Genomic DNA, 18,696 nt, shown 5'->3' with positions numbered 1-18,696 from the left:
TTTCATGATACAATAAGTTTATGAATAGACAACAATTTATTATCATTGCGCTGTTTACAGCTGCTGAGACCTATTTTTTCAATGAAGCCTGGATGACTGGTCGCTATATTATGGCAGCCTTTTGGGCCATTTTGCTCTTTAGAAATTTCCGAGTTAGTTACTTGATGGGCAAGATTGTAGATGTCATTGACCAGCATTTAAAAGGAAAAGACTAGTCCTCAGCTTCTAGACAAAATCAAAGCCTTTTAGGCTTTTTTTTGTTATACTATAAAAGTATATTTATTGACCTTTTACCGTATTTTCTAGGGAAATCAAGTATGTTTCCAGTAAGCACTGTAAAGGCCTTGAAAAAGAAAGGAACTATCATGTCAGTATTAGAGATCAAAGATCTTCACGTTGAGATTGAAGGAAAAGAAATTTTAAAAGGGGTTAACCTGACCCTGAAAACAGGAGAAATCGCCGCTATCATGGGACCAAATGGTACAGGTAAATCGACTCTTTCTGCCGCTATCATGGGAAATCCAAACTATGAAGTTACCAAAGGTGAAGTCTTGTTTGATGGCGTAAACATCCTTGAGTTGGAAGTGGACGAGCGTGCGCGTATGGGACTTTTCCTTGCTATGCAATATCCATCAGAAATTCCTGGTATTACTAACGCTGAGTTTCTTCGTGCAGCCATGAATGCTGGTAAAGAAGACGATGAGAAGATTTCAGTTCGCGAGTTCATCACTAAGCTAGATGAAAAGATGGAATTGCTCAACATGAAAGAAGAAATGGCTGAGCGTTACCTCAACGAAGGTTTCTCTGGTGGTGAGAAAAAACGTAATGAGATTCTTCAACTTTTGATGTTGGAACCAACTTTTGCCCTTTTGGATGAGATTGACTCTGGTCTTGATATTGATGCCCTTAAAGTTGTTTCTAAAGGTGTTAATGCCATGCGTGGTGAAGGCTTTGGTGCTATGATTATCACTCACTACCAACGTCTTTTGAACTACATCACACCTGATGTGGTACACGTCATGATGGAAGGTCGTGTTGTCCTTTCAGGTGGTCCAGAGTTGGCTGCGCGTTTGGAACGTGAAGGATACGCAAAACTAGCTGAAGAACTTGGCTACGATTACAAGGAAGAATTGTAATTCCCTCGTATCTTTTAGGAGAAGTAAATGACTAAAGAAAATATTAAACTTTTTTCAGAAATGCACGCTGAACCAAGCTGGTTAGCTGATCTCCGTCAAAAAGCTTTTGACAAGATTGAGACTTTGGAATTACCAGTTATTGAGCGTGTCAAATTCCACCGTTGGAATCTGGGTGATGGAACGATTACAGAAAGTGAGCCATCAGCAAATGTTCCAGATTTCACAGCTCTAGATAATCACTTGAAGTTGGTGCAAGTAGGAACTCAAACTGTTTTTGAGCAAACTTCAGTTGAGTTAGCTGAACAGGGTGTCGTCTTTACAGACTTCCACTCAGCTTTAGAAGAAATTCCAGAGCTTATTGAGGAATTCTTCATGTCATCTGTTAAGTATGACGATGACAAGTTGGCAGCCTACCATACAGCTTATTTCAACAGTGGTGCTGTTCTCTACATTCCTGATAATGTTGAGATTAAAGAACCAATCGAAGGAATTTTCTATCAAGACAGCGATAGTGATGTGCCGTTTAACAAGCATATTATGATTATCGCTGGTAAAAATTCTAAGATTAGTTATCTGGAGCGTCTAGAGTCACGCGGTGAAGGAAGTGCCAAAGCAACTGCTAATATCACAGTAGAAGTAATTGCTCGTTCAGGTGCGCAAGTAAAATTTGCTGCGATTGACCGTCTTGGTGAGAATGTCACTGCCTACATTAGCCGTCGTGGTAAATTAGGCAACGATGCAAGCATTGACTGGGCAATCGGTGTCATGAACGAAGGGAACGTCGTTGCGGACTTTGATAGCGACTTGATTGGAAATGGTAGCCATGCAGATCTCAAGGTTGTAGCTCTTTCAAGTGGCCGTCAGGTACAAGGGATTGATACCCGAGTGACTAACTATGGTTGCAACTCAATCGGAAATATCCTTCAACATGGGGTTATTCTTGAAAAAGCAACCTTGACCTTCAATGGTATTGGCCACATTATCAAGGGTGCCAAGGGAGCAGATGCCCAACAAGAGAGTCGTGTTCTTATGCTTTCAGATCAGGCACGTTCAGATGCCAATCCAATTCTTTTGATTGATGAAAATGACGTAACTGCAGGACACGCGGCTTCTATCGGTCAGGTAGATCCAGAAGATATGTATTACCTCATGAGCCGTGGCTTGGATAAGGCAACTGCAGAACGTTTGGTTGTCCGTGGTTTCCTTGGATCTGTTATCGTTGAGATTCCAGTCAAGGAAGTTCGTGATGAAATGATTGCAACTATCGAAGAAAAATTGTCAAAACGCTAAGGGGTAGCCTATGTTAGATGTAGAAGTGATTCGCAAGGATTTTCCAATTTTAGACCAGATTGTTAATGATGAACCATTGGTTTATTTGGACAATGCCGCGACGACACAAAAACCACTAGCAGTTCTGGAGACGATTAACCGCTACTATGAGAACGACAATGCCAATGTTCATCGTGGGGTTCATACCTTGGCGGAGCGGGCGACTGCTTCCTATGAAGCTGCTCGTGAAACCATTGGTAAGTTTATCAATGCAGGGTCTACAAAGGAAGTTCTCTTTACTAGAGGAACGACAACCAGTCTGAACTGGGTGGCGCGCTTTGCAGAGGAAGTCTTGACTGAGGGAGATCAGGTCTTGATTTCCGTCATGGAACACCATTCCAATATCATTCCATGGCAGGAAGCCTGCCGTAAGACTGGGGCAGAACTTGTTTATGTCTATCTTAAGAATGGAGCTCTGGATATGGATGATTTGCGAACTAAATTGACTGATAGAGTCAAGTTTGTCTCCCTAGCTCACGCCTCAAATGTTCTGGGTGTTGTCAATCCGATCAAAGAAATCACTCAAATGGCCCACCAAGTGGGAGCCATCATGGTGGTGGATGGTGCTCAGTCTACTCCTCATATGAAGATTGATGTTCAGGACTTGGATGTGGACTTCTTTGCCTTTTCAGGTCACAAGATGGCTGGCCCAACTGGTATCGGTGTTCTTTATGGTAAAGAAAAGTATCTGGAGCAAATGTCACCAGTTGAATTTGGTGGCGAAATGATTGATTTTGTCTATGAGCAATCTGCTAGTTGGAAGGAATTGCCTTGGAAATTTGAGGCTGGAACACCCAATATGGCAGGTGCAATCGGACTAGCAGCAGCAGTGGATTATCTAGAAAAGATTGGTATGGATGCCATTGAAGCCCATGAACAGGAATTAATCTCGTATGTCTATCCTAAATTGCAGGCGATTGAAGGACTGACCATTTATGGTTCACAGGACTTGGCTCAACGTTCAGGTGTCATTGCTTTTAACCTAGGCGACCTTCATCCTCACGACCTTGCGACTGCTTTGGATTATGAAGGAGTGGCTGTTCGAGCGGGTCACCACTGTGCCCAACCCTTGCTCCAGTATTTGGATGTTCCAGCAACAGCTCGTGCAAGTTTTTATATCTACAATACCAAGGCAGATTGCGACAAGCTAGTCGATGCCTTACAAAAGACAAAGGAGTTTTTCAATGGCACTTTCTAAACTAGATAGCCTTTATATGGCAGTGGTAGCGGACCATTCGAAAAATCCACATCACCAAGGGAAGTTAGAAGATGCTGAGCAAATCAGTCTCAATAATCCGACCTGTGGAGATGTCATCAATCTCTCCGTCAAGTTTGATGCAGATGACCGCTTGGAAGATATCGCTTTTCTAAACTCAGGTTGTACCATCTCGACTGCCTCTGCAAGCATGATGACAGATGCCGTTTTAGGAAAAACCAAACAAGAAATATTAGAACTGGCGACTATTTTTTCTGAAATGGTTCAAGGGCAAAAAGATGACAGACAAGATAGTCTTGGTGATGCTGCTTTCTTGTCAGGTGTTGCAAAATTCCCTCAACGAATCAAGTGTGCAACCCTAGCCTGGAATGCCCTGAAGAAAACAATTGAAAATCAAGAAAACAAGTAAGGCAAGTTTATTTGTCTTATGAATCAGTAGAAATGAAGAATGAAAGAAAGGATATTATGGCTGAAGAAAGAGTAGAACCAAAACCAATTGACCTTGGTGAATATAAATTTGGTTTCCATGATGATGTAGAGCCTGTCCTATCGACAGGAAAAGGATTGAACGAAGATGTCATTCGTGAACTATCAGCTGCTAAGGGAGAACCTGAGTGGATGCTAGAATTCCGTTTGAAGTCTTATGAAACCTTCAAAAAAATGCCCATGCAAACTTGGGGAGCAGACTTGTCAGAGATTGATTTTGATGACTTGATCTACTACCAAAAACCATCTGACAAACCAGCCCGTTCATGGGACGAAGTTCCTGAAAAAATCAAAGAAACCTTTGAACGTATTGGGATACCAGAAGCTGAGCGTGCTTATCTAGCTGGTGCCTCTGCCCAGTACGAGTCAGAAGTGGTTTACCACAACATGAAGGAAGAGTTCCAAAAATTGGGGATTATCTTTACAGATACGGATTCTGCCCTCAAGGAATACCCAGACTTGTTTAAACAATACTTTGCCAAGTTGGTACCGCCGACAGATAACAAGTTGGCTGCCCTTAACTCAGCAGTATGGTCAGGTGGAACCTTTATCTACGTACCAAAAGGGGTCAAAGTGGATATTCCACTTCAAACTTACTTCCGTATCAACAACGAAAATACTGGTCAGTTTGAACGTACCTTGATTATCGTTGATGAAGGAGCAAGTGTCCATTACGTAGAAGGATGTACAGCGCCAACTTATTCAAGTAACAGCTTGCATGCTGCCATCGTAGAAATTTTTGCCTTAGATGGTGCTTATATGCGTTATACGACTATTCAAAACTGGTCTGATAACGTCTATAACTTGGTAACGAAACGTGCTAAAGCCTTGAAAGATGCCACTGTTGAGTGGATTGATGGTAACTTGGGAGCTAAAACAACCATGAAATATCCATCTGTTTACCTAGATGGAGAAGGGGCGCGTGGCACCATGCTTTCGATCGCCTTTGCCAATACAGGGCAACACCAGGATACTGGTGCTAAGATGATCCACAACGCTCCACATACTAGCTCGTCTATCGTGTCTAAATCCATCGCTAAAGGTGGAGGAAAGGTTGACTACCGTGGACAAGTAACCTTTAATAAAAACTCTAAGAAATCTGTCTCTCACATCGAATGTGATACCATTATCATGGATGACTTGTCAGCATCAGATACCATTCCATTTAATGAAATTCACAACTCACAAGTCGCTTTGGAACACGAAGCTAAGGTATCTAAGATTTCAGAAGAGCAACTCTATTACCTAATGAGCCGTGGATTGTCAGAATCTGAGGCAACTGAGATGATTGTCATGGGATTTGTAGAGCCATTTACAAAGGAGCTTCCAATGGAATATGCTGTTGAGCTGAACCGCTTGATCAGCTATGAAATGGAAGGATCAGTTGGGTAAACTTTGTTTTTATACTTTTCGAAAATCTCTCCAAACACGTCAGCTTTATTTACAACCTAAAAGCGGTGCTTTGAGCAACCTGGGGCTAGCTTCCTAGTTTGCTCTTTGATTTTTATTGAGTATTAGATTTACTCAAAATCAAGAACTTTGAAGATGAACTTGTAACAAAAAAATCGCGGTTTAAAATCGCGATTTTTTTATAATTTCTCGTTGATAAATCGGATAAACTGATTCCACCAAATTTTTAAGAAGAAGGCTTTTTCAACTTTCTTTTCTGCTACCATTTCGAAACTAGGACGTTCTGTGGTAATGTAACCTTGACCAATCAAATCCTTGTCTTCGTAAGTCAAATGGCCAACCACTGTTCCGGCTTCAAGTGGTGCTGGGATTGCTTTAGAATCAGGTGTGAATTGAATAGATTGGGAAGATTGATTCCCACCACGTTCAATTAGATAGATATCCTCTGGGGCCACTGCAGTTACCGTATCTTCTTTTCCATCTTGTACAGGGACTTTGCTATCTTGATAGGCATCGCCTTGCTGAACGATTTTGCGAAGTGTAAATGTAGAAGAAATATAATCCATTAGGGAAGATGTAGCTGTAAAGCGAGCGTAGGGATTATTGTCTTGATGATCTGCATTTAAAACAACTGTGATAACCCTCATGCCTTTTTCGACAGTAGTACCAACAAAAGACTCTCCAGCCTTATCTGTTGTTCCTGTTTTCAGTCCATCAAAACCACCACGGTAAGCAGGCATACCTTCTAACATGTAGTTGGTCGAAGTGATTGTCATTCCAGCAAAAGTAGAAGAAGGTTTTTTCGTGATTTCCAAGACTTGTGGGTATTTTTTGATGAGGTTACGAGCAACGATAGCGACATCATAAGCACTGAGCTTATTTTCGTCATCTTTTTTAGATCCTGGGTAAATGTTATCCCCTAGAGTCTCATTGTTAAGACCTGTTGTATTAACAACAGTGGCATCCTGAATTCCCCATTCCAAGAGTTTTGCGCGCATCATATCGACGAAATCTTTTTCTGAGCCAGCAATTTTCTCAGCTAGGGCGATAGCTGCACTGTTGGCACTAGATACCAGTGTTGCTTCAAGTAGCTGTTCAACGGTATAATTACGAGCTTCCATAGGAACGTTACTCGCTTCAGAATTTGTCGTTAATTTGTAAGGATAATCAGAAATATCTACCGGAGTTGATAGTGTAATACTGCCGTTTTCCAAGGCTTCATAGACAAGATAAACAGTAATTAACTTTGTGATTGAAGCAATTTCAACTGGCTTGGTTGCATCTTTCTCATAGAGAATTTTACCAGTATTCGCCTCAACAGCAATCGCATGTTTAGCAGCAATATTAAAATCCTGAGCAGCAACAGTCGATGCTGACCCAATTACGGATAAACTTAGTAGAGTTAAAATTATTTTTTTCATAGTAAGTTTATTCTAACATAAAGAAAAAAATATTCCCAGTTTCATGATAGAAGAAAGAAGCTTTTTTGAAAGTGTGGTAAAATAGATGAATGGAGGTACTTCATGTTTCGTAAGAATAAATTATTTTTTTGGACCAGTGAGATTTTACTATTAACCATCATCTTCTATTTATGGAGACAGATGGGAGCGATTATTACACCTTTTGTAAGCGTTGCAAACACTATAATGATTCCCTTTCTTTTAGGTGGTTTTTTATATTATTTGACCAATCCTATTGTAAATTTTTTACAAAAGTATTTCAAAATTAACCGTATCATTGGTATTTTACTAACCTTGTGTACCTTGGTCTGGGGGCTAGTTATTGGGGTAGTTTATCTTTTACCGATTTTGATTAATCAGTTGACCAGTTTGATAGCAACAAGTCAGACAATTTATAGTCGTTTGCAAGATTTGATTGTGGATTTATCTACTTATCCAGCCTTTCAAAATATAGATATTCAAGCGACAATTCAACAATTAAATCTATCCTATGTAGATATTCTACAAAATATCTTAAATAGTGTGACGAATAGTGTTGGAAGTGTCTTATCTGCGCTCTTTAGTACCGTTTTGATTATTATCATGACCCCTGTGTTCTTAATTTATTTTTTGTTAGACGGTAACAAGTTCTTGCCGATGCTTGAACGTACTGTTTTAAAGAGAGATAAGCTACATATTGCAGGCCTATTAAAGAATTTGAATGCGACAATTGCTCGCTATATTAGTGGAGTTGCAATTGATGCGATTATTATTGGGTGTTTGGCCTTTATTGGATATAGTATTATTGGTTTAAAATATGCTTTGGTCTTCGCCATCTTTTCAGGATTAGCCAATCTCATTCCTTATGTAGGACCAAGTATTGGCTTGATTCCAATGATTATCGCTAATGTCTTTACTGATCCTCATAGAATGCTGATTGCAGTTGTTTATATGCTAATTATTCAACAAGTGGATGGAAATATCCTCTACCCTCGAATCGTTGGTGGGGTAATGAAGGTTCATCCAATTACGATTCTAGTATTGCTTTTGTTATCAAGTAATATCTATGGTGTCATTGGCATGATTGTCGCAGTACCAACCTATTCTATCTTGAAAGAAATTTCTAAGTTTTTATCACGTTTGTATGAAAATCATAAAATAATGAAAGAACGAGAAAGAGAATTAGCTAAGTAAAAGTCAGGAAATTCCTGATTTTTCTTTTTATTTAGGCAAGTGATAGGAGTGGAAGTGCCGTTTAGATTAGTAGATTAAGAATAAGGTAAATTCGCAAACTAAGTTCCACCGCTAGTAGAAGTGGAAGTTAGTCTGATAAAAATCCTAAAAACCAGTGGAAATCCGTGTCAGGGTAAGTTCCACTGGTTTTACTAATGCTTGATTTCATCGCTTTTGTAACCAAAAGGAATCGAAAAAAAGAGCGCACAAAATCCCCTCATCTGAAAGCGTTTCAGATTAAGTTCCGCTATGGTGGAAGTTAGTGTGAGACGTTTGAATGCGGTTAAAGGTTAGTTTTTAGAACTTATGTTGGAGTAATTTCGAAGACTGACAGACGTCTTCTGCAGGTATTTTAGAAATACCTAGAAGCTTAGGAATCTCTTCTCCATAGGTAAAGGCAAAGAGCTCATAGGCTGACTTTCCATTCAAAGCAGCACGTTTGACACTGTTGACATGAGAGCAGACGAGATTGATGTCCTCTTGAGTTAAGTTGTCAAAAGCAGTTCCCTTAGGTAGAATGTCTCGAATCAGTGTGTGGTTTTTCTCAATTCTCCCTTTCTGGTCAGAGCGATTAGGGTCACAAAAGAAGAGTTTACTCTCTCCTCGCACATCCATTTCGATATCATCAACCCTGGCAAACTCTCCACCATTATCGGTAAGAATGACAGGAAAGAGTTGGAAGAAATCTTTATCAGCTTCATGAAGAGTGTTCTTGATGGTATAGAGGTGTTTGGTAACCTCAAGGGCAGTTTTATTATCCAGAAGCCTAGCGAAGATAAAGTTACAGAAAGACAGGTTGAAGGTAAGTAGGACTTTACCTCCCATCCTCCCCAGAACTGTGTCCATTTCCAGCCAAGAGTCTAGTTGATTAAGGACTAAATAGTTTTGGAAATCCTCATAGGAACGGCCTTTTTTAGCTTCTTTAGGGATGGAAGGTAGTTTCCTTTTCCGTCTTTCTTTGAATTTAACGGCTCTGGCTAGGTCAATATGAGCGATAGATAGGTATCCTTTTCGGATGTGTCGATAGACGGTTGAGGAACTGACATCAAGGTTATGAGTTTTGAGGATATGATAGATGTGTTGTCCCTTTTTAACACCATCAGAAATGACTTTGTCCATGTCCCAGAAGGCCTTGGAATTAAGGGGAGTTCCTTCACGAGCTTCGACAAGAGTTTGTTCGTACTGTTTTTGAGCTTGTTTAGCAAGGTAGAAGATTTTTTTAAATCCACAATTTTGTCTTCTTTTAGGGCATCCATTACAGACAAAGGGAGCCTTATCGAGTAAAGGGCAAGGAAGGTTATCGCATGTAGACTCTCGGACTTGTCTGTTTCGTTTGACTTCTTTGGAAACAGTAGTTGGGTCTTTTAGAATGGATTGTCCGATAGCTTTGAAGGTTTCACCGCGCTCTAAGCCTAATTGGATATCATTACGGTCTGAAAGGGTAAGGTGTTTATGTTTTGTCATAGTAGACCTCATTTCTAACTCAAACGTCTCACACTTAATTCCACCATAAAAATCCGTTTTAGACTAATTTCCACTTTGGTTGGGCAAGTGGAAGTTACTTTGAGAAATTAGCAGATTAAGAATAATTCACAAAAACTTTGTAAAACACTTGCAATTTAGCTGAAATTTGATAAAATAGTAAGGAAAGTTAGACTGTATTGCCTACTGTCTATCTATAAAATATATTTTATTGGAGGCTTTTACTCAAATGGCAAAAGAAAAATACGATCGTAGTAAACCACACGTTAACATTGGTACTATCGGACACGTTGACCACGGTAAAACTACCCTAACTGCAGCTATCACAACTGTTTTGGCACGTCGCTTGCCTTCATCAGTTAACCAACCTAAAGACTATGCGTCTATCGATGCTGCTCCAGAAGAACGCGAACGCGGTATCACAATCAACACTGCGCACGTTGAGTACGAAACTGAAAAACGTCACTACGCTCACATCGACGCTCCAGGACACGCGGACTACGTTAAAAACATGATCACTGGTGCCGCTCAAATGGACGGAGCTATCCTTGTAGTAGCTTCAACTGACGGACCAATGCCACAAACTCGTGAGCACATCCTTCTTTCACGTCAGGTTGGTGTTAAACACCTTATCGTCTTCATGAACAAAGTTGACTTGGTTGACGACGAAGAATTGCTTGAATTGGTTGAAATGGAAATCCGTGACCTATTGTCAGAATACGACTTCCCAGGTGACGATCTTCCAGTTATCCAAGGTTCAGCTCTTAAAGCCCTTGAAGGTGACACTAAATACGAAGACATCGTTATGGAATTGATGAACACAGTTGATGAGTACATCCCAGAACCAGAACGTGACACTGACAAACCATTGCTTCTTCCAGTCGAAGACGTATTCTCAATCACTGGACGTGGTACAGTTGCTTCAGGACGTATCGACCGTGGTATCGTTAAAGTCAACGACGAAATCGAAATCGTTGGTATCAAAGAAGAAACTCAAAAAGCAGTTGTTACTGGTGTTGAAATGTTCCGTAAACAACTTGACGAAGGTCTTGCCGGAGATAACGTAGGTGTCCTTCTTCGTGGTGTTCAACGTGACGAAATCGAACGTGGACAAGTTATCGCTAAACCAGGTTCAATCAACCCACACACTAAATTCAAAGGTGAAGTTTACATCCTTACTAAAGAAGAAGGTGGACGTCACACTCCATTCTTCAACAACTACCGTCCACAATTCTACTTCCGTACTACTGACGTTACAGGTTCAATTGAACTTCCAGCAGGTACTGAAATGGTAATGCCTGGTGATAACGTGACAATCGACGTTGAGTTGATCCACCCAATCGCCGTAGAACAAGGTACTACATTCTCTATCCGTGAGGGTGGACGTACTGTTGGTTCAGGTATGGTTACAGAAATCGAAGCTTAATTCGATTTAGTTCCCAGAAGAACAATTATTTAAGTCAGACACTAAAAGAATCTTGCTTTGCAAGGTTCTTTTTTCTGATATTGAACTAAAATTGAAGAATTGTTTACATAAAAAAGCTCCATACACCGGATGTGCATAGAGCAAAGGGGGCTTCATTTGATATAGAGTTCTTGGTTTTTCAAGACAATTTCACGTACGCTTGCAAACTTTTTGAGTTTTTTGATTTCTTCTGGATGAGTGACGAGAGTGATAACATAACCTTCCTTGCCCATGCGACCTGTACGGCCAGCACGGTGAGTGTAGGTTTCAATATCTCTAGGAACATCAAAGTTTACGACACATTCTAGGCTATCAATATCAATCCCTCGAGCCAAAAGGTCTGTTGCAAGAAGCAGGGTTAGTTGCTTGTCTTTAAACTTTTCTAAGATGACTTTTCTAAATTTAACATTGACATCACTAGCTAGGGAAACAGCCAAGATATCCCGATACTGTAGTTTTTCTTCTGCGTTTCCAAGGTCTGATAGGCTGCTAAAGAAGACCAGACCACGGAAATCCTCTACATGAGCTAGTTTTCGTAGCATATCCACTCGGTGACGTTGATCTACCTGCATGTAGAAGTGCTGGATGTTGTCCAATTTTTGGTCAGAAAGATCAATGGTACGTGTGTTAGGCGCAATCTTTTCTTGGTCAAACTTGGTTGTCGCACTCATATAGACAAGTTGGTGGTCACGAGGTGCGTAGTGAGTTATTTTCTCAACAAAATGAATTTGAGAATCATCAAGTAATTGGTCGAATTCATCCAGGATGATGGTTTCTACATTCATCATCTTGATTTTTTTCAATTTAATTAGTTCAAAGATACGGCCAGGGGTTCCAATCAGAATTTCTGGTCCTTTTTTGAGTCGTTCAATCTGGCGTTTCTGACTCGAACCTGATAAGAAGAGTTGAGCTGTCAAGCCGATAGCTTCAGCCCACGTTTTACATACATCAAAAATCTGTCCAGCCAGTTCTGTATTAGGCGCTAGAATCAAGAGTTGTTGGGCTTTTTTCTTTTGTAGTCTGAGAAGACTTGGTAGGAGGTAAGCTAGGGTCTTACCAGTTCCTGTTGGGCTCACTCCTAGGAGGTTTTCTCCAGCAAGAATAGGATCAAATAGTTGAGTTTGAATGTGGGTGAATTCTTGGAAACCGAGTTGGTCACTCAGTTCTTGCCATTCAGTTGGTAGTTTGTTTTTCATTTTTCTGCCTCAAATCTAATGCCAGCAGTCTGGCGCATAGTATATAGTAGCTCATGAACTGAACTTGCATCTTCCAGCCAAGTTTGGTAGAGATTCAGATCTGGTTGCTGGATCATGTGTGCAAATGCAGCGACTTCCTCAGTCATAGTATGAGGAGCCTGTTGGATAGGGAGTTGGACTTGATTGCCTTGATGGTCGGTAAAAATAGCCGAGCGAACATGCTCAATCGTGTTGAGAGTCAGGGTTCCATCTGTTGTGTAAATTTCGCAAGGAAGATTGGAAGTGATGTTTTTCCCAGCCTTGATGTGAACTTGAAAGTCTGGGTAGAAGAGGATTCCGTCACCATTTAGGTCCATGCTATTGTTAAGTTGTTGAGCTTGATAGGTTGCATCATGAGCCTTTCCAAAGAGACGAACGGCAGCGTAGAGAGGATAAATCCCTAAATCCATAAGTGCTCCACCAGCAAAACGGTCTGAAAAGACATTTGGTGTCTCTCCAGCCAACAAGTCCGGCATCTTGGAAGAATACTTGGCATAGTTGAAATCTGCTCCCAAAATTTGTTTGTCTGCTAAAAAGTTTTTGATGATAGTGAAAGCTTTTTCATGGTAATTGCGAGCTGCTTCGAATATAAAACAGTGATTTTTCTCAGCTGTATGTCTCAAATCTAGCCATTCTTGTGGCTGAGTGACGGCTGGCTTTTCAAGAATGACATGTTTACCTGCAGACAAGGCAGCTTTTGCCTGAGCAAAATGCAAGGAGTTTGGGCTAGCAATATAGACCACATCAAAGGAACTCTTGAAGAAGTCCTCTACTTGATCAAAGAGTTGGATATTCTGATAGCGAGAAGCAAAGGTTGCCGCAGTTTCTAGTTTTCTAGAATAGACTGCGACCAGCTTGTATTCTCCACTGGAATGGGCCGCTTCTATGAAGTGGTGACTGATAGCCCCTGTTCCGATGACACCTAATTTAAGCATAGTTACTCCTTTTCTGATTTCAAATCCTTCTTTCATTATAACATAGATAGACGGGACTATCCAACAGAGGGTAAAAAAATTCAAATAAGCTACTAGGACTTTCCCAAAGAAAGTGGTACAATAATGAGATGAGTAAATGAAATGGGAGGAAAAATGAGGCTATTACCTATAAGAAAAATATCACGTCAGTCTAAGAGGCTAGCGCTTTTTTTGACTTTTTGTGCAGGATATGTAGATGCCTATACTTTTATTGTGCGAGGGAATACTCTTGTTGCTGGACAAACTGGAAATGTCGTCTTTCTATCAGTGGGGCTCATTCAACACAATGTTTCAGATGCTAGTGCCAAAGTAATGACCTTGCTAGCTTTTATGATGGGGGTCTTTTTATTAACTGTTTATAAGGAAAAATTGAGAATTGTGAAAAAGCCCATTCTGTCATTGATTCCTTTGGCAATCTTATCAATCATTATTGGTTTTGTGCCGCAAACTGTAGATAATATCTATCTAGTACCGCCCTTAGCCTTTTGTATGGGCTTGGTGACAACTGCTTTTGGTGAGGTTTCGGGTATTGCCTACAATAATGCCTTTATGACAGGGAATATCAAACGGACCATGCTGGCTTTTGGAGATTATTTCCGAACCAAGCACACACCATTTTTACGTGAAGGGATTATCTTTGTAAGCCTGCTTAGTAGTTTTGTCCTTGGCGTTGTCTTTTCAGCCTATTTGACGATTTTCTATCATGAAAAGACCATTCTCGGTGTTCCTATTATGATGAGCATTTTTTACCTCAGTATGCTTTTTGCTTCGTGGCGAAAAAAGTAAAAGAAAAAGCTTGATTTTAGGTGTTATTACTTGTAAGAAAATAGGAGATATGCTATACTTGAAGAGTTGACTATGCACGTTCCTGTGCAACCGCACGAACATCGTTGCTTGATTATTCAAGTTTAAGTGGTTTGTCCCACGATGCTAGGCGAGTCTTCACAAAAAAATCGGGGAAACCCATAAAAATCATAGGAGGTGCATAATGAGCACATACGCAATTATCAAAACTGGCGGAAAACAAGTTAAAGTTGAAGTTGGTCAAGCAGTTTACGTTGAAAAATTGAACGTTGAAGCTGGTCAAGAAGTTACTTTTAACGAAGTTGTTCTTGTTGGTGGTGAAAACACTGTTGTCGGAACTCCACTTGTTGCTGGAGCTACTGTAGTTGGAACTGTTGAAAAACAAGGAAAACAAAAGAAAGTTGTTACTTACAAGTACAAACCTAAAAAAGGTAGCCACCGTAAACAAGGTCACCGTCAACCATATACAAAAGTTGTCATCAACGCAATCAACGCTTAATTTTAAGGAGAACACATGATACAAGCAGTCTTTGAGAGAGCCGAAGATGGCGAGCTGAGGAGTGCGGAAATTACTGGACACGCCGAGAGTGGCGAATACGGCTTAGATGTCGTGTGTGCATCGGTTTCTACGCTTGCCATTAACTTTATCAATTCAATTGAGAAATTTGCAGGCTATGAACCAATCCTAGAATTAAACGAAGATGAAGGTGGCTATCTGATGGTTGAAATTCCAAAAGATCTTCCTTCACACCAGAGAGAAATGACCCAGTTATTCTTTGAATCATTTTTCTTAGGTATGGCAAACTTATCGGAGAACTCTTCTGAGTTCGTCCAAACCAGAGTTATCACAGAAAACTAACACGGAGGAAAACATTATGTTAAAAATGACTCTTAACAACTTGCAACTTTTCGCCCACAAAAAAGGTGGAGGTTCTACATCAAACGGACGTGATTCACAAGCGAAACGTCTTGGAGCTAAAGCAGCTGACGGACAAACTGTAACAGGTGGATCAATCCTTTACCGTCAACGTGGTACACACATCTATCCAGGTGTAAACGTTGGACGTGGTGGAGACGATACTTTGTTCGCTAAAGTTGAAGGCGTAGTACGCTTTGAACGTAAAGGACGCGATAAAAAACAAGTTTCTGTTTACCCAATCGCTAAATAAAAAGGTCCAGTGAACCTTTTTATCCCGAGCCTTGAAATGTAAAGGTGAGGAAGCTAGAAGTAGCATTAAATAAGGCTTTCCGAGTTTTCGGAGAGCCTCTTTTTTTGTTTGGTAGCCACGCTGATACCCATATTTTAAAAACCAATGTAAGAAGCGAACTTGTCGGCTGCTTTATCTTTTAGATACAATCATAAAATAGTGGAATGTAAACCTTTAACAGCAATGAATGTTATAAGGGAATAAGATATTGTAAAAATTGCTAAGGTTTGATACTATAATTGTATCTCAGAGAAAAAGTAAGAAGAATGAAAGGATGTAAACTTGTATGAAACATCTTATCACCATAATAGTCTGTTCAATCTCTTTTCTTGTTTTATCTGCTTGTGTTAGTAAGAAAAAACTTATTCTTCCTGAATCTGAAAAGATCTCTGTTATTTCTCTGCAGAAAAAACTCTCTGAAGATGTTAAAACTATCAACAAGAGAGAAGAAATTTCAAAATTGATTGAGGAGATACAGAAACAGTCAAAATCCACCTCTTTGGAGAGTGTAAATGATCAACCGACAAATGTTAAAGATTATATCATTATCAAGTTTTATCATCAGAATGAAGAAAAGGATAGTGCAGTCTATCTATATACTAAGAAGAAAAGACAGTATATTGAGCAACCTTATGCTGGTATTTGGGAAGTAAGTCCAGATATAGCCAATAGGATTGAAGAGATTTTTTCTAGTTGATTTATAGGGAAAAAGAAAATGTTAGAGGCTTTTCTTGTATCATCTTTTAAACGGTAAATCAAAAGGATTTGCTGTTTTTATTTGCTTGAAATCAGATAAGGACTGAAAAAAGACATTATTCTAATTCTTGTCTTGGAATGTTAGAGTATTTATTGAGACTTGAAAATTTCCATACTTTTTTCCTTTTTGGAAAACTTCTAAAATATGGTATAATGAAAAGATAAAGAAGTTGGGGGTAGAAGATGAACATTCAACAATTACGCTATGTTGTGGCCATTGCCAATAGTGGCACTTTCCGTGAAGCTGCTGAAAAGATGTATGTTAGTCAGCCGAGTCTGTCTATTTCTGTTCGTGATTTGGAAAAAGAGTTGGGCTTTAAGATTTTCCGTCGGACCAGCTCAGGGACTTTCTTGACTCGTCGTGGTATGGAATTCTATGAAAAAGCTCAAGAATTGGTTAAAGGATTTGATATTTTTCAAAATCAGTATGCCAATCCTGAAGAAGAAAAAGATGAATTTTCCATTGCTAGTCAGCACTATGACTTCTTGCCACCAACTATTACGGCCTTTTCAGAGCGCTATCCTGATTACAAAAATTTCCGTATTTTTGAGTCAACTACTGTTCAAATCTTAGACGAGGTAGCGCAAGGGCATAGTGAGATTGGGATTATCTACCTCAACAATCAAAATAAAAAGGGGATTATGCAACGGGTTGAAAAGTTAGGCCTTGAGGTCATTGAATTGATTCCCTTCCAGACTCATATTTATCTCCGTGAGGGGCATCCTTTGGCTCAGAAAGATGAATTGGTCATGGAGGATTTAGCAGATCTACCGACGGTTCGTTTCACTCAAGAGAAAGATGAGTACCTTTATTATTCAGAGAACTTTGTCGATACCAGCGCTAGCTCACAGATGTTTAATGTGACAGACCGTGCTACCTTGAATGGTATTTTGGAGCGGACGGACGCCTATGCGACAGGTTCTGGATTTTTAGATAGTGACAGTGTTAATGGCATCACAGTTATTCGTCTCAAGGATGACCTGGATAATCACATGGTCTATGTTAAACGTGAGGAAGTGGAGCTCAGTCAGGCTGGAACTCTTTTCGTAGAAGTCATGCAAGAATATTTTAATCAGAAGAGGAAATCATGAAAAAAAGAGGAATAGTGGCAGTCATTGTACTGCTTTTGATTGCGCTGGATCAGTTAGTTAAATCCTATATCGTCCAGCAGATTCCACTGGGTGAAGTGCGCTCTTGGATTCCCAATTTTATTAGTTTGACCTACCTGCAAAATCGAGGGGCAGCCTTTTCTATCTTACAAGATCAGCAGTTCTTATTTGCTATTATTACACTGGTCGTTATGGTAGGTGCCATTTGGTATCTACATAAGCACATGGAGGACTCACTCTGGATGGTCTTGGGTTTGACCTTGATTATCGCAGGTGGTCTTGGAAATTTTATTGACAGGGTGAGTCAGGGCTTTGTTGTGGATATGTTTCACCTTGACTTTATCAACTTTGCAATTTTCAATGTGGCAGATAGCTATCTGACGGTTGGAGTGATTATTTTATTGATTGCAATGCTAAAAGAGGAAATAAATGGAAATTAAAATTGAAACTGGTGGCCTGCGTTTAGATAAGGCTTTGTCGGATTTGACAGAATTATCACGCAGTCTCGCGAATGAACAAATTAAATCAGGTCAGGTCTTGGTCAATGGCCAAGTCAAGAAAGCTAAATACACTGTCCAAGAGGGCGATATCGTCACTTACCATGTGCCAGAACCAGAGGTTTTAGAGTATGTGGCTGAGAATCTTCCACTAGAAATCATCTACCAAGATGAGGATGTGGCTGTCGTTAACAAACCTCAGGGGATGGTTGTGCATCCGAGTGCTGGTCATATTAGTGGAACTCTGGTAAATGCCCTTATGTATCATATTAAGGACTTGTCGGGTATCAATGGGGTTCTGCGTCCAGGAATTGTTCACCGTATTGATAAAGATACGTCAGGCCTTCTCATGATTGCTAAAAATGATGAGGCGCATATAGCGCTTGCCCAAGAACTCAAGGATAAAAAGTCTCTCCGCAAATATTGGGCGATTGTTCATGGAAATCTGCCTAATGATCGCGGTGTGATTGAAGCGCCGATTGGCCGTAGTGAAAAAGATCGTAAGAAACAGGCTGTGACTGCTAAAGGGAAGCCTGCAGTGACCCGTTTCCACGTCTTGGAACGTTTTGGTGATTACAGCTTGGTAGAGTTGCAGCTAGAGACAGGACGCACTCATCAAATCCGTGTCCACATGGCTTATATCGGCCATCCAGTCGCTGGGGATGAAGTCTATGGCCCTCGCAAGACTTTGAAAGGACATGGACAATTTCTTCATGCCAAGACGCTAGGATTTACTCATCCACGAACAGGTGAGATTTTGGAATTTACAGCAGATATCCCAGAGATTTTTAAGGAAACCTTGGAGAGATTGAGAAAGAATTAGATTTGATAAAAGGTTGAGATGACTTGTCTCGACCTTTTTCCTATCAACTCTTTTCTATTTCCTGCCATTCATGTTATAATGGATAAATATGAA

19 protein-coding genes, 2 pseudogenes and 1 other annotated feature are annotated in these 18,696 nt (G+C 40.2%); of the genes and pseudogenes, 16 read left to right on the top strand and 5 right to left on the bottom strand.

Annotated features, from left to right (window positions below; genetic code table 11):
• The first annotated feature begins 20 nt into the window (after positions 1-20).
• The 6 genes from FQT24_RS03855 to sufB all read left to right on the top strand — a co-directional run bounded on the left by FQT24_RS03855 (position 21) and on the right by sufB (position 5,559).
• Positions 21-215 carry a DUF3272 domain-containing protein gene (locus FQT24_RS03855; protein WP_001081602.1) on the top strand — a complete coding sequence of 65 codons (195 nt, stop codon included), beginning with the start codon at positions 21-23 and terminating at the stop codon, positions 213-215.
• 150 nt (positions 216-365) lie between these two features.
• Positions 366-1,136 carry a Fe-S cluster assembly ATPase SufC gene (gene sufC / locus FQT24_RS03850; RefSeq protein WP_000114489.1) on the top strand — a complete coding sequence of 257 codons (771 nt, stop codon included), beginning with the start codon at positions 366-368 and terminating at the stop codon, positions 1,134-1,136.
• 27 nt (positions 1,137-1,163) lie between these two features.
• Entirely contained in the window at positions 1,164-2,426 is a 1,263-nt protein-coding gene (gene sufD, locus FQT24_RS03845) for a Fe-S cluster assembly protein SufD (protein ID WP_143952216.1), read from the top strand.
• Between the two features lie 10 nt (positions 2,427-2,436).
• The gene (locus FQT24_RS03840) at positions 2,437-3,663 is read left to right on the top strand and encodes a cysteine desulfurase (protein WP_143952215.1); all 1,227 of its coding nucleotides are present in this window, start codon (positions 2,437-2,439) and stop codon (positions 3,661-3,663) included.
• Entirely contained in the window at positions 3,650-4,090 is a 441-nt protein-coding gene (gene sufU, locus FQT24_RS03835; RefSeq protein WP_004261446.1) for a Fe-S cluster assembly sulfur transfer protein SufU, read from the top strand. The genes FQT24_RS03840 and sufU overlap by 14 nt, the downstream gene beginning before the upstream one ends.
• A 56-nt stretch (positions 4,091-4,146) precedes the next feature.
• A complete protein-coding gene (sufB, locus tag FQT24_RS03830; protein WP_143952214.1) occupies positions 4,147-5,559 on the top strand; it encodes a Fe-S cluster assembly protein SufB in 1,413 nt (470 codons plus the stop codon).
• Positions 5,560-5,756: 197 nt separating this feature from the next.
• On the opposite strand, the gene pbp3 is transcribed toward sufB, so the two are convergent.
• Positions 5,757-6,998: a D-alanyl-D-alanine carboxypeptidase PBP3 gene (gene pbp3, locus FQT24_RS03825; RefSeq protein ID WP_143952213.1), complete on the bottom strand. Its 1,242-nt coding sequence runs from the start codon at positions 6,996-6,998 to the stop codon at positions 5,757-5,759.
• Positions 6,999-7,100: 102 nt separating this feature from the next.
• Between pbp3 and FQT24_RS03820 the strand changes: the two genes are divergently transcribed.
• The gene (locus FQT24_RS03820) at positions 7,101-8,210 is read left to right on the top strand and encodes an AI-2E family transporter (RefSeq protein ID WP_049551951.1); all 1,110 of its coding nucleotides are present in this window, start codon (positions 7,101-7,103) and stop codon (positions 8,208-8,210) included.
• Between the two features lie 336 nt (positions 8,211-8,546).
• Here FQT24_RS03820 and FQT24_RS03815 read toward each other — a convergent pair whose 3' ends face one another.
• On the bottom strand, positions 8,547-9,713 hold the full coding sequence (locus FQT24_RS03815; protein WP_143951979.1) for an IS30 family transposase: 1,167 nt from the start codon (positions 9,711-9,713) through the stop codon (positions 8,547-8,549).
• A gap of 247 nt (positions 9,714-9,960) precedes the next feature.
• Here FQT24_RS03815 and tuf point away from each other — a divergent pair, with 247 nt between their 5' ends.
• A complete protein-coding gene (tuf, locus tag FQT24_RS03810; protein WP_001040726.1) occupies positions 9,961-11,157 on the top strand; it encodes an elongation factor Tu in 1,197 nt (398 codons plus the stop codon).
• Between the two features lie 152 nt (positions 11,158-11,309).
• Here tuf and FQT24_RS03805 read toward each other — a convergent pair whose 3' ends face one another.
• The gene (locus FQT24_RS03805) at positions 11,310-12,392 is read right to left on the bottom strand and encodes a DEAD/DEAH box helicase (protein WP_084928601.1); all 1,083 of its coding nucleotides are present in this window, start codon (positions 12,390-12,392) and stop codon (positions 11,310-11,312) included.
• A complete protein-coding gene (locus tag FQT24_RS03800; protein ID WP_143952212.1) occupies positions 12,389-13,366 on the bottom strand; it encodes a Gfo/Idh/MocA family protein in 978 nt (325 codons plus the stop codon). The genes FQT24_RS03805 and FQT24_RS03800 overlap by 4 nt, the downstream gene beginning before the upstream one ends.
• Positions 13,367-13,519: 153 nt before the next feature.
• On the opposite strand from FQT24_RS03800, the pseudogene FQT24_RS03795 reads away from it, so the two are divergent.
• The 5 genes and pseudogenes from FQT24_RS03795 to FQT24_RS03775 all read left to right on the top strand — a co-directional run bounded on the left by FQT24_RS03795 (position 13,520) and on the right by FQT24_RS03775 (position 16,114).
• Positions 13,520-14,205 (top strand): annotated as a pseudogene (locus FQT24_RS03795) (YoaK family protein).
• A 64-nt stretch (positions 14,206-14,269) separates the two neighbouring features.
• Positions 14,270-14,357: a sequence feature (ribosomal protein L21 leader region), on the top strand.
• Between the two features lie 36 nt (positions 14,358-14,393).
• Positions 14,394-14,708, top strand: coding sequence for a 50S ribosomal protein L21 (gene rplU, locus FQT24_RS03790; RefSeq protein ID WP_000109141.1), 315 nt, complete (start codon positions 14,394-14,396; stop codon positions 14,706-14,708).
• 15 nt (positions 14,709-14,723) lie between these two features.
• The gene (locus tag FQT24_RS03785; RefSeq protein ID WP_000613699.1) at positions 14,724-15,068 is read left to right on the top strand and encodes a ribosomal-processing cysteine protease Prp; all 345 of its coding nucleotides are present in this window, start codon (positions 14,724-14,726) and stop codon (positions 15,066-15,068) included.
• Positions 15,069-15,084: 16 nt separating this feature from the next.
• Positions 15,085-15,378, top strand: a complete 294-nt coding sequence (gene rpmA / locus FQT24_RS03780) for a 50S ribosomal protein L27 (RefSeq protein ID WP_000916509.1) — start codon at positions 15,085-15,087, stop codon at positions 15,376-15,378.
• 325 nt (positions 15,379-15,703) lie between these two features.
• Positions 15,704-16,114: a DUF5301 domain-containing protein gene (locus FQT24_RS03775; RefSeq protein ID WP_143952210.1), complete on the top strand. Its 411-nt coding sequence runs from the start codon at positions 15,704-15,706 to the stop codon at positions 16,112-16,114.
• A gap of 175 nt (positions 16,115-16,289) precedes the next feature.
• Here the strand turns inward: FQT24_RS03775 and FQT24_RS11045 are convergent.
• Positions 16,290-16,364, bottom strand: a pseudogene (locus tag FQT24_RS11045) (AraC family transcriptional regulator); the annotation flags it as partial.
• Between FQT24_RS11045 and FQT24_RS03770 the strand changes: the two are divergent.
• The 3 genes from FQT24_RS03770 to FQT24_RS03760 are packed head-to-tail and all read left to right on the top strand — an operon-like array spanning position 16,357 to position 18,603.
• The gene (locus FQT24_RS03770; protein WP_143952209.1) at positions 16,357-17,265 is read left to right on the top strand and encodes a LysR family transcriptional regulator; all 909 of its coding nucleotides are present in this window, start codon (positions 16,357-16,359) and stop codon (positions 17,263-17,265) included. The pseudogene FQT24_RS11045 and the gene FQT24_RS03770 overlap by 8 nt on opposite strands.
• On the top strand, positions 17,262-17,723 hold the full coding sequence (lspA, locus tag FQT24_RS03765) for a signal peptidase II (RefSeq protein WP_143952208.1): 462 nt from the start codon (positions 17,262-17,264) through the stop codon (positions 17,721-17,723). The genes FQT24_RS03770 and lspA overlap by 4 nt, the downstream gene beginning before the upstream one ends.
• Positions 17,713-18,603 carry an RluA family pseudouridine synthase gene (locus FQT24_RS03760; protein ID WP_143952207.1) on the top strand — a complete coding sequence of 297 codons (891 nt, stop codon included), beginning with the start codon at positions 17,713-17,715 and terminating at the stop codon, positions 18,601-18,603. Before lspA ends, FQT24_RS03760 begins: the two co-directional genes overlap by 11 nt.
• The last annotated feature ends 93 nt before the right edge of the window (positions 18,604-18,696 follow it).

It is taken from the genome of Streptococcus mitis (genome assembly GCF_901542415.1).
Classification (GTDB): Bacteria; Bacillota; Bacilli; order Lactobacillales; family Streptococcaceae; genus Streptococcus; species Streptococcus mitis_BL.
This window is presented reverse-complemented; position numbering and strand designations above follow the sequence as displayed.

Coding starts and splice junctions, on each gene's coding strand:
- FQT24_RS03815 (WP_143951979.1), bottom strand. CDS start 9,713: ATGACAAAACATAAACACCTTACCCTTTCAGACCGTAATGATATCCAA.
- lspA (WP_143952208.1), top strand. CDS start 17,262: ATGAAAAAAAGAGGAATAGTGGCAGTCATTGTACTGCTTTTGATTGCG.
- sufU (WP_004261446.1), top strand. CDS start 3,650: ATGGCACTTTCTAAACTAGATAGCCTTTATATGGCAGTGGTAGCGGAC.
- rpmA (WP_000916509.1), top strand. CDS start 15,085: ATGTTAAAAATGACTCTTAACAACTTGCAACTTTTCGCCCACAAAAAA.
- FQT24_RS03840 (WP_143952215.1), top strand. CDS start 2,437: ATGTTAGATGTAGAAGTGATTCGCAAGGATTTTCCAATTTTAGACCAG.
- FQT24_RS03770 (WP_143952209.1), top strand. CDS start 16,357: ATGAACATTCAACAATTACGCTATGTTGTGGCCATTGCCAATAGTGGC.
- rplU (WP_000109141.1), top strand. CDS start 14,394: ATGAGCACATACGCAATTATCAAAACTGGCGGAAAACAAGTTAAAGTT.
- FQT24_RS03800 (WP_143952212.1), bottom strand. CDS start 13,366: ATGCTTAAATTAGGTGTCATCGGAACAGGGGCTATCAGTCACCACTTC.
- tuf (WP_001040726.1), top strand. CDS start 9,961: ATGGCAAAAGAAAAATACGATCGTAGTAAACCACACGTTAACATTGGT.
- FQT24_RS03785 (WP_000613699.1), top strand. CDS start 14,724: ATGATACAAGCAGTCTTTGAGAGAGCCGAAGATGGCGAGCTGAGGAGT.
- FQT24_RS03760 (WP_143952207.1), top strand. CDS start 17,713: ATGGAAATTAAAATTGAAACTGGTGGCCTGCGTTTAGATAAGGCTTTG.
- sufB (WP_143952214.1), top strand. CDS start 4,147: ATGGCTGAAGAAAGAGTAGAACCAAAACCAATTGACCTTGGTGAATAT.
- FQT24_RS03775 (WP_143952210.1), top strand. CDS start 15,704: ATGAAACATCTTATCACCATAATAGTCTGTTCAATCTCTTTTCTTGTT.
- pbp3 (WP_143952213.1), bottom strand. CDS start 6,998: ATGAAAAAAATAATTTTAACTCTACTAAGTTTATCCGTAATTGGGTCA.
- FQT24_RS03820 (WP_049551951.1), top strand. CDS start 7,101: ATGTTTCGTAAGAATAAATTATTTTTTTGGACCAGTGAGATTTTACTA.
- FQT24_RS03855 (WP_001081602.1), top strand. CDS start 21: ATGAATAGACAACAATTTATTATCATTGCGCTGTTTACAGCTGCTGAG.
- sufD (WP_143952216.1), top strand. CDS start 1,164: ATGACTAAAGAAAATATTAAACTTTTTTCAGAAATGCACGCTGAACCA.
- FQT24_RS03805 (WP_084928601.1), bottom strand. CDS start 12,392: ATGAAAAACAAACTACCAACTGAATGGCAAGAACTGAGTGACCAACTC.
- sufC (WP_000114489.1), top strand. CDS start 366: ATGTCAGTATTAGAGATCAAAGATCTTCACGTTGAGATTGAAGGAAAA.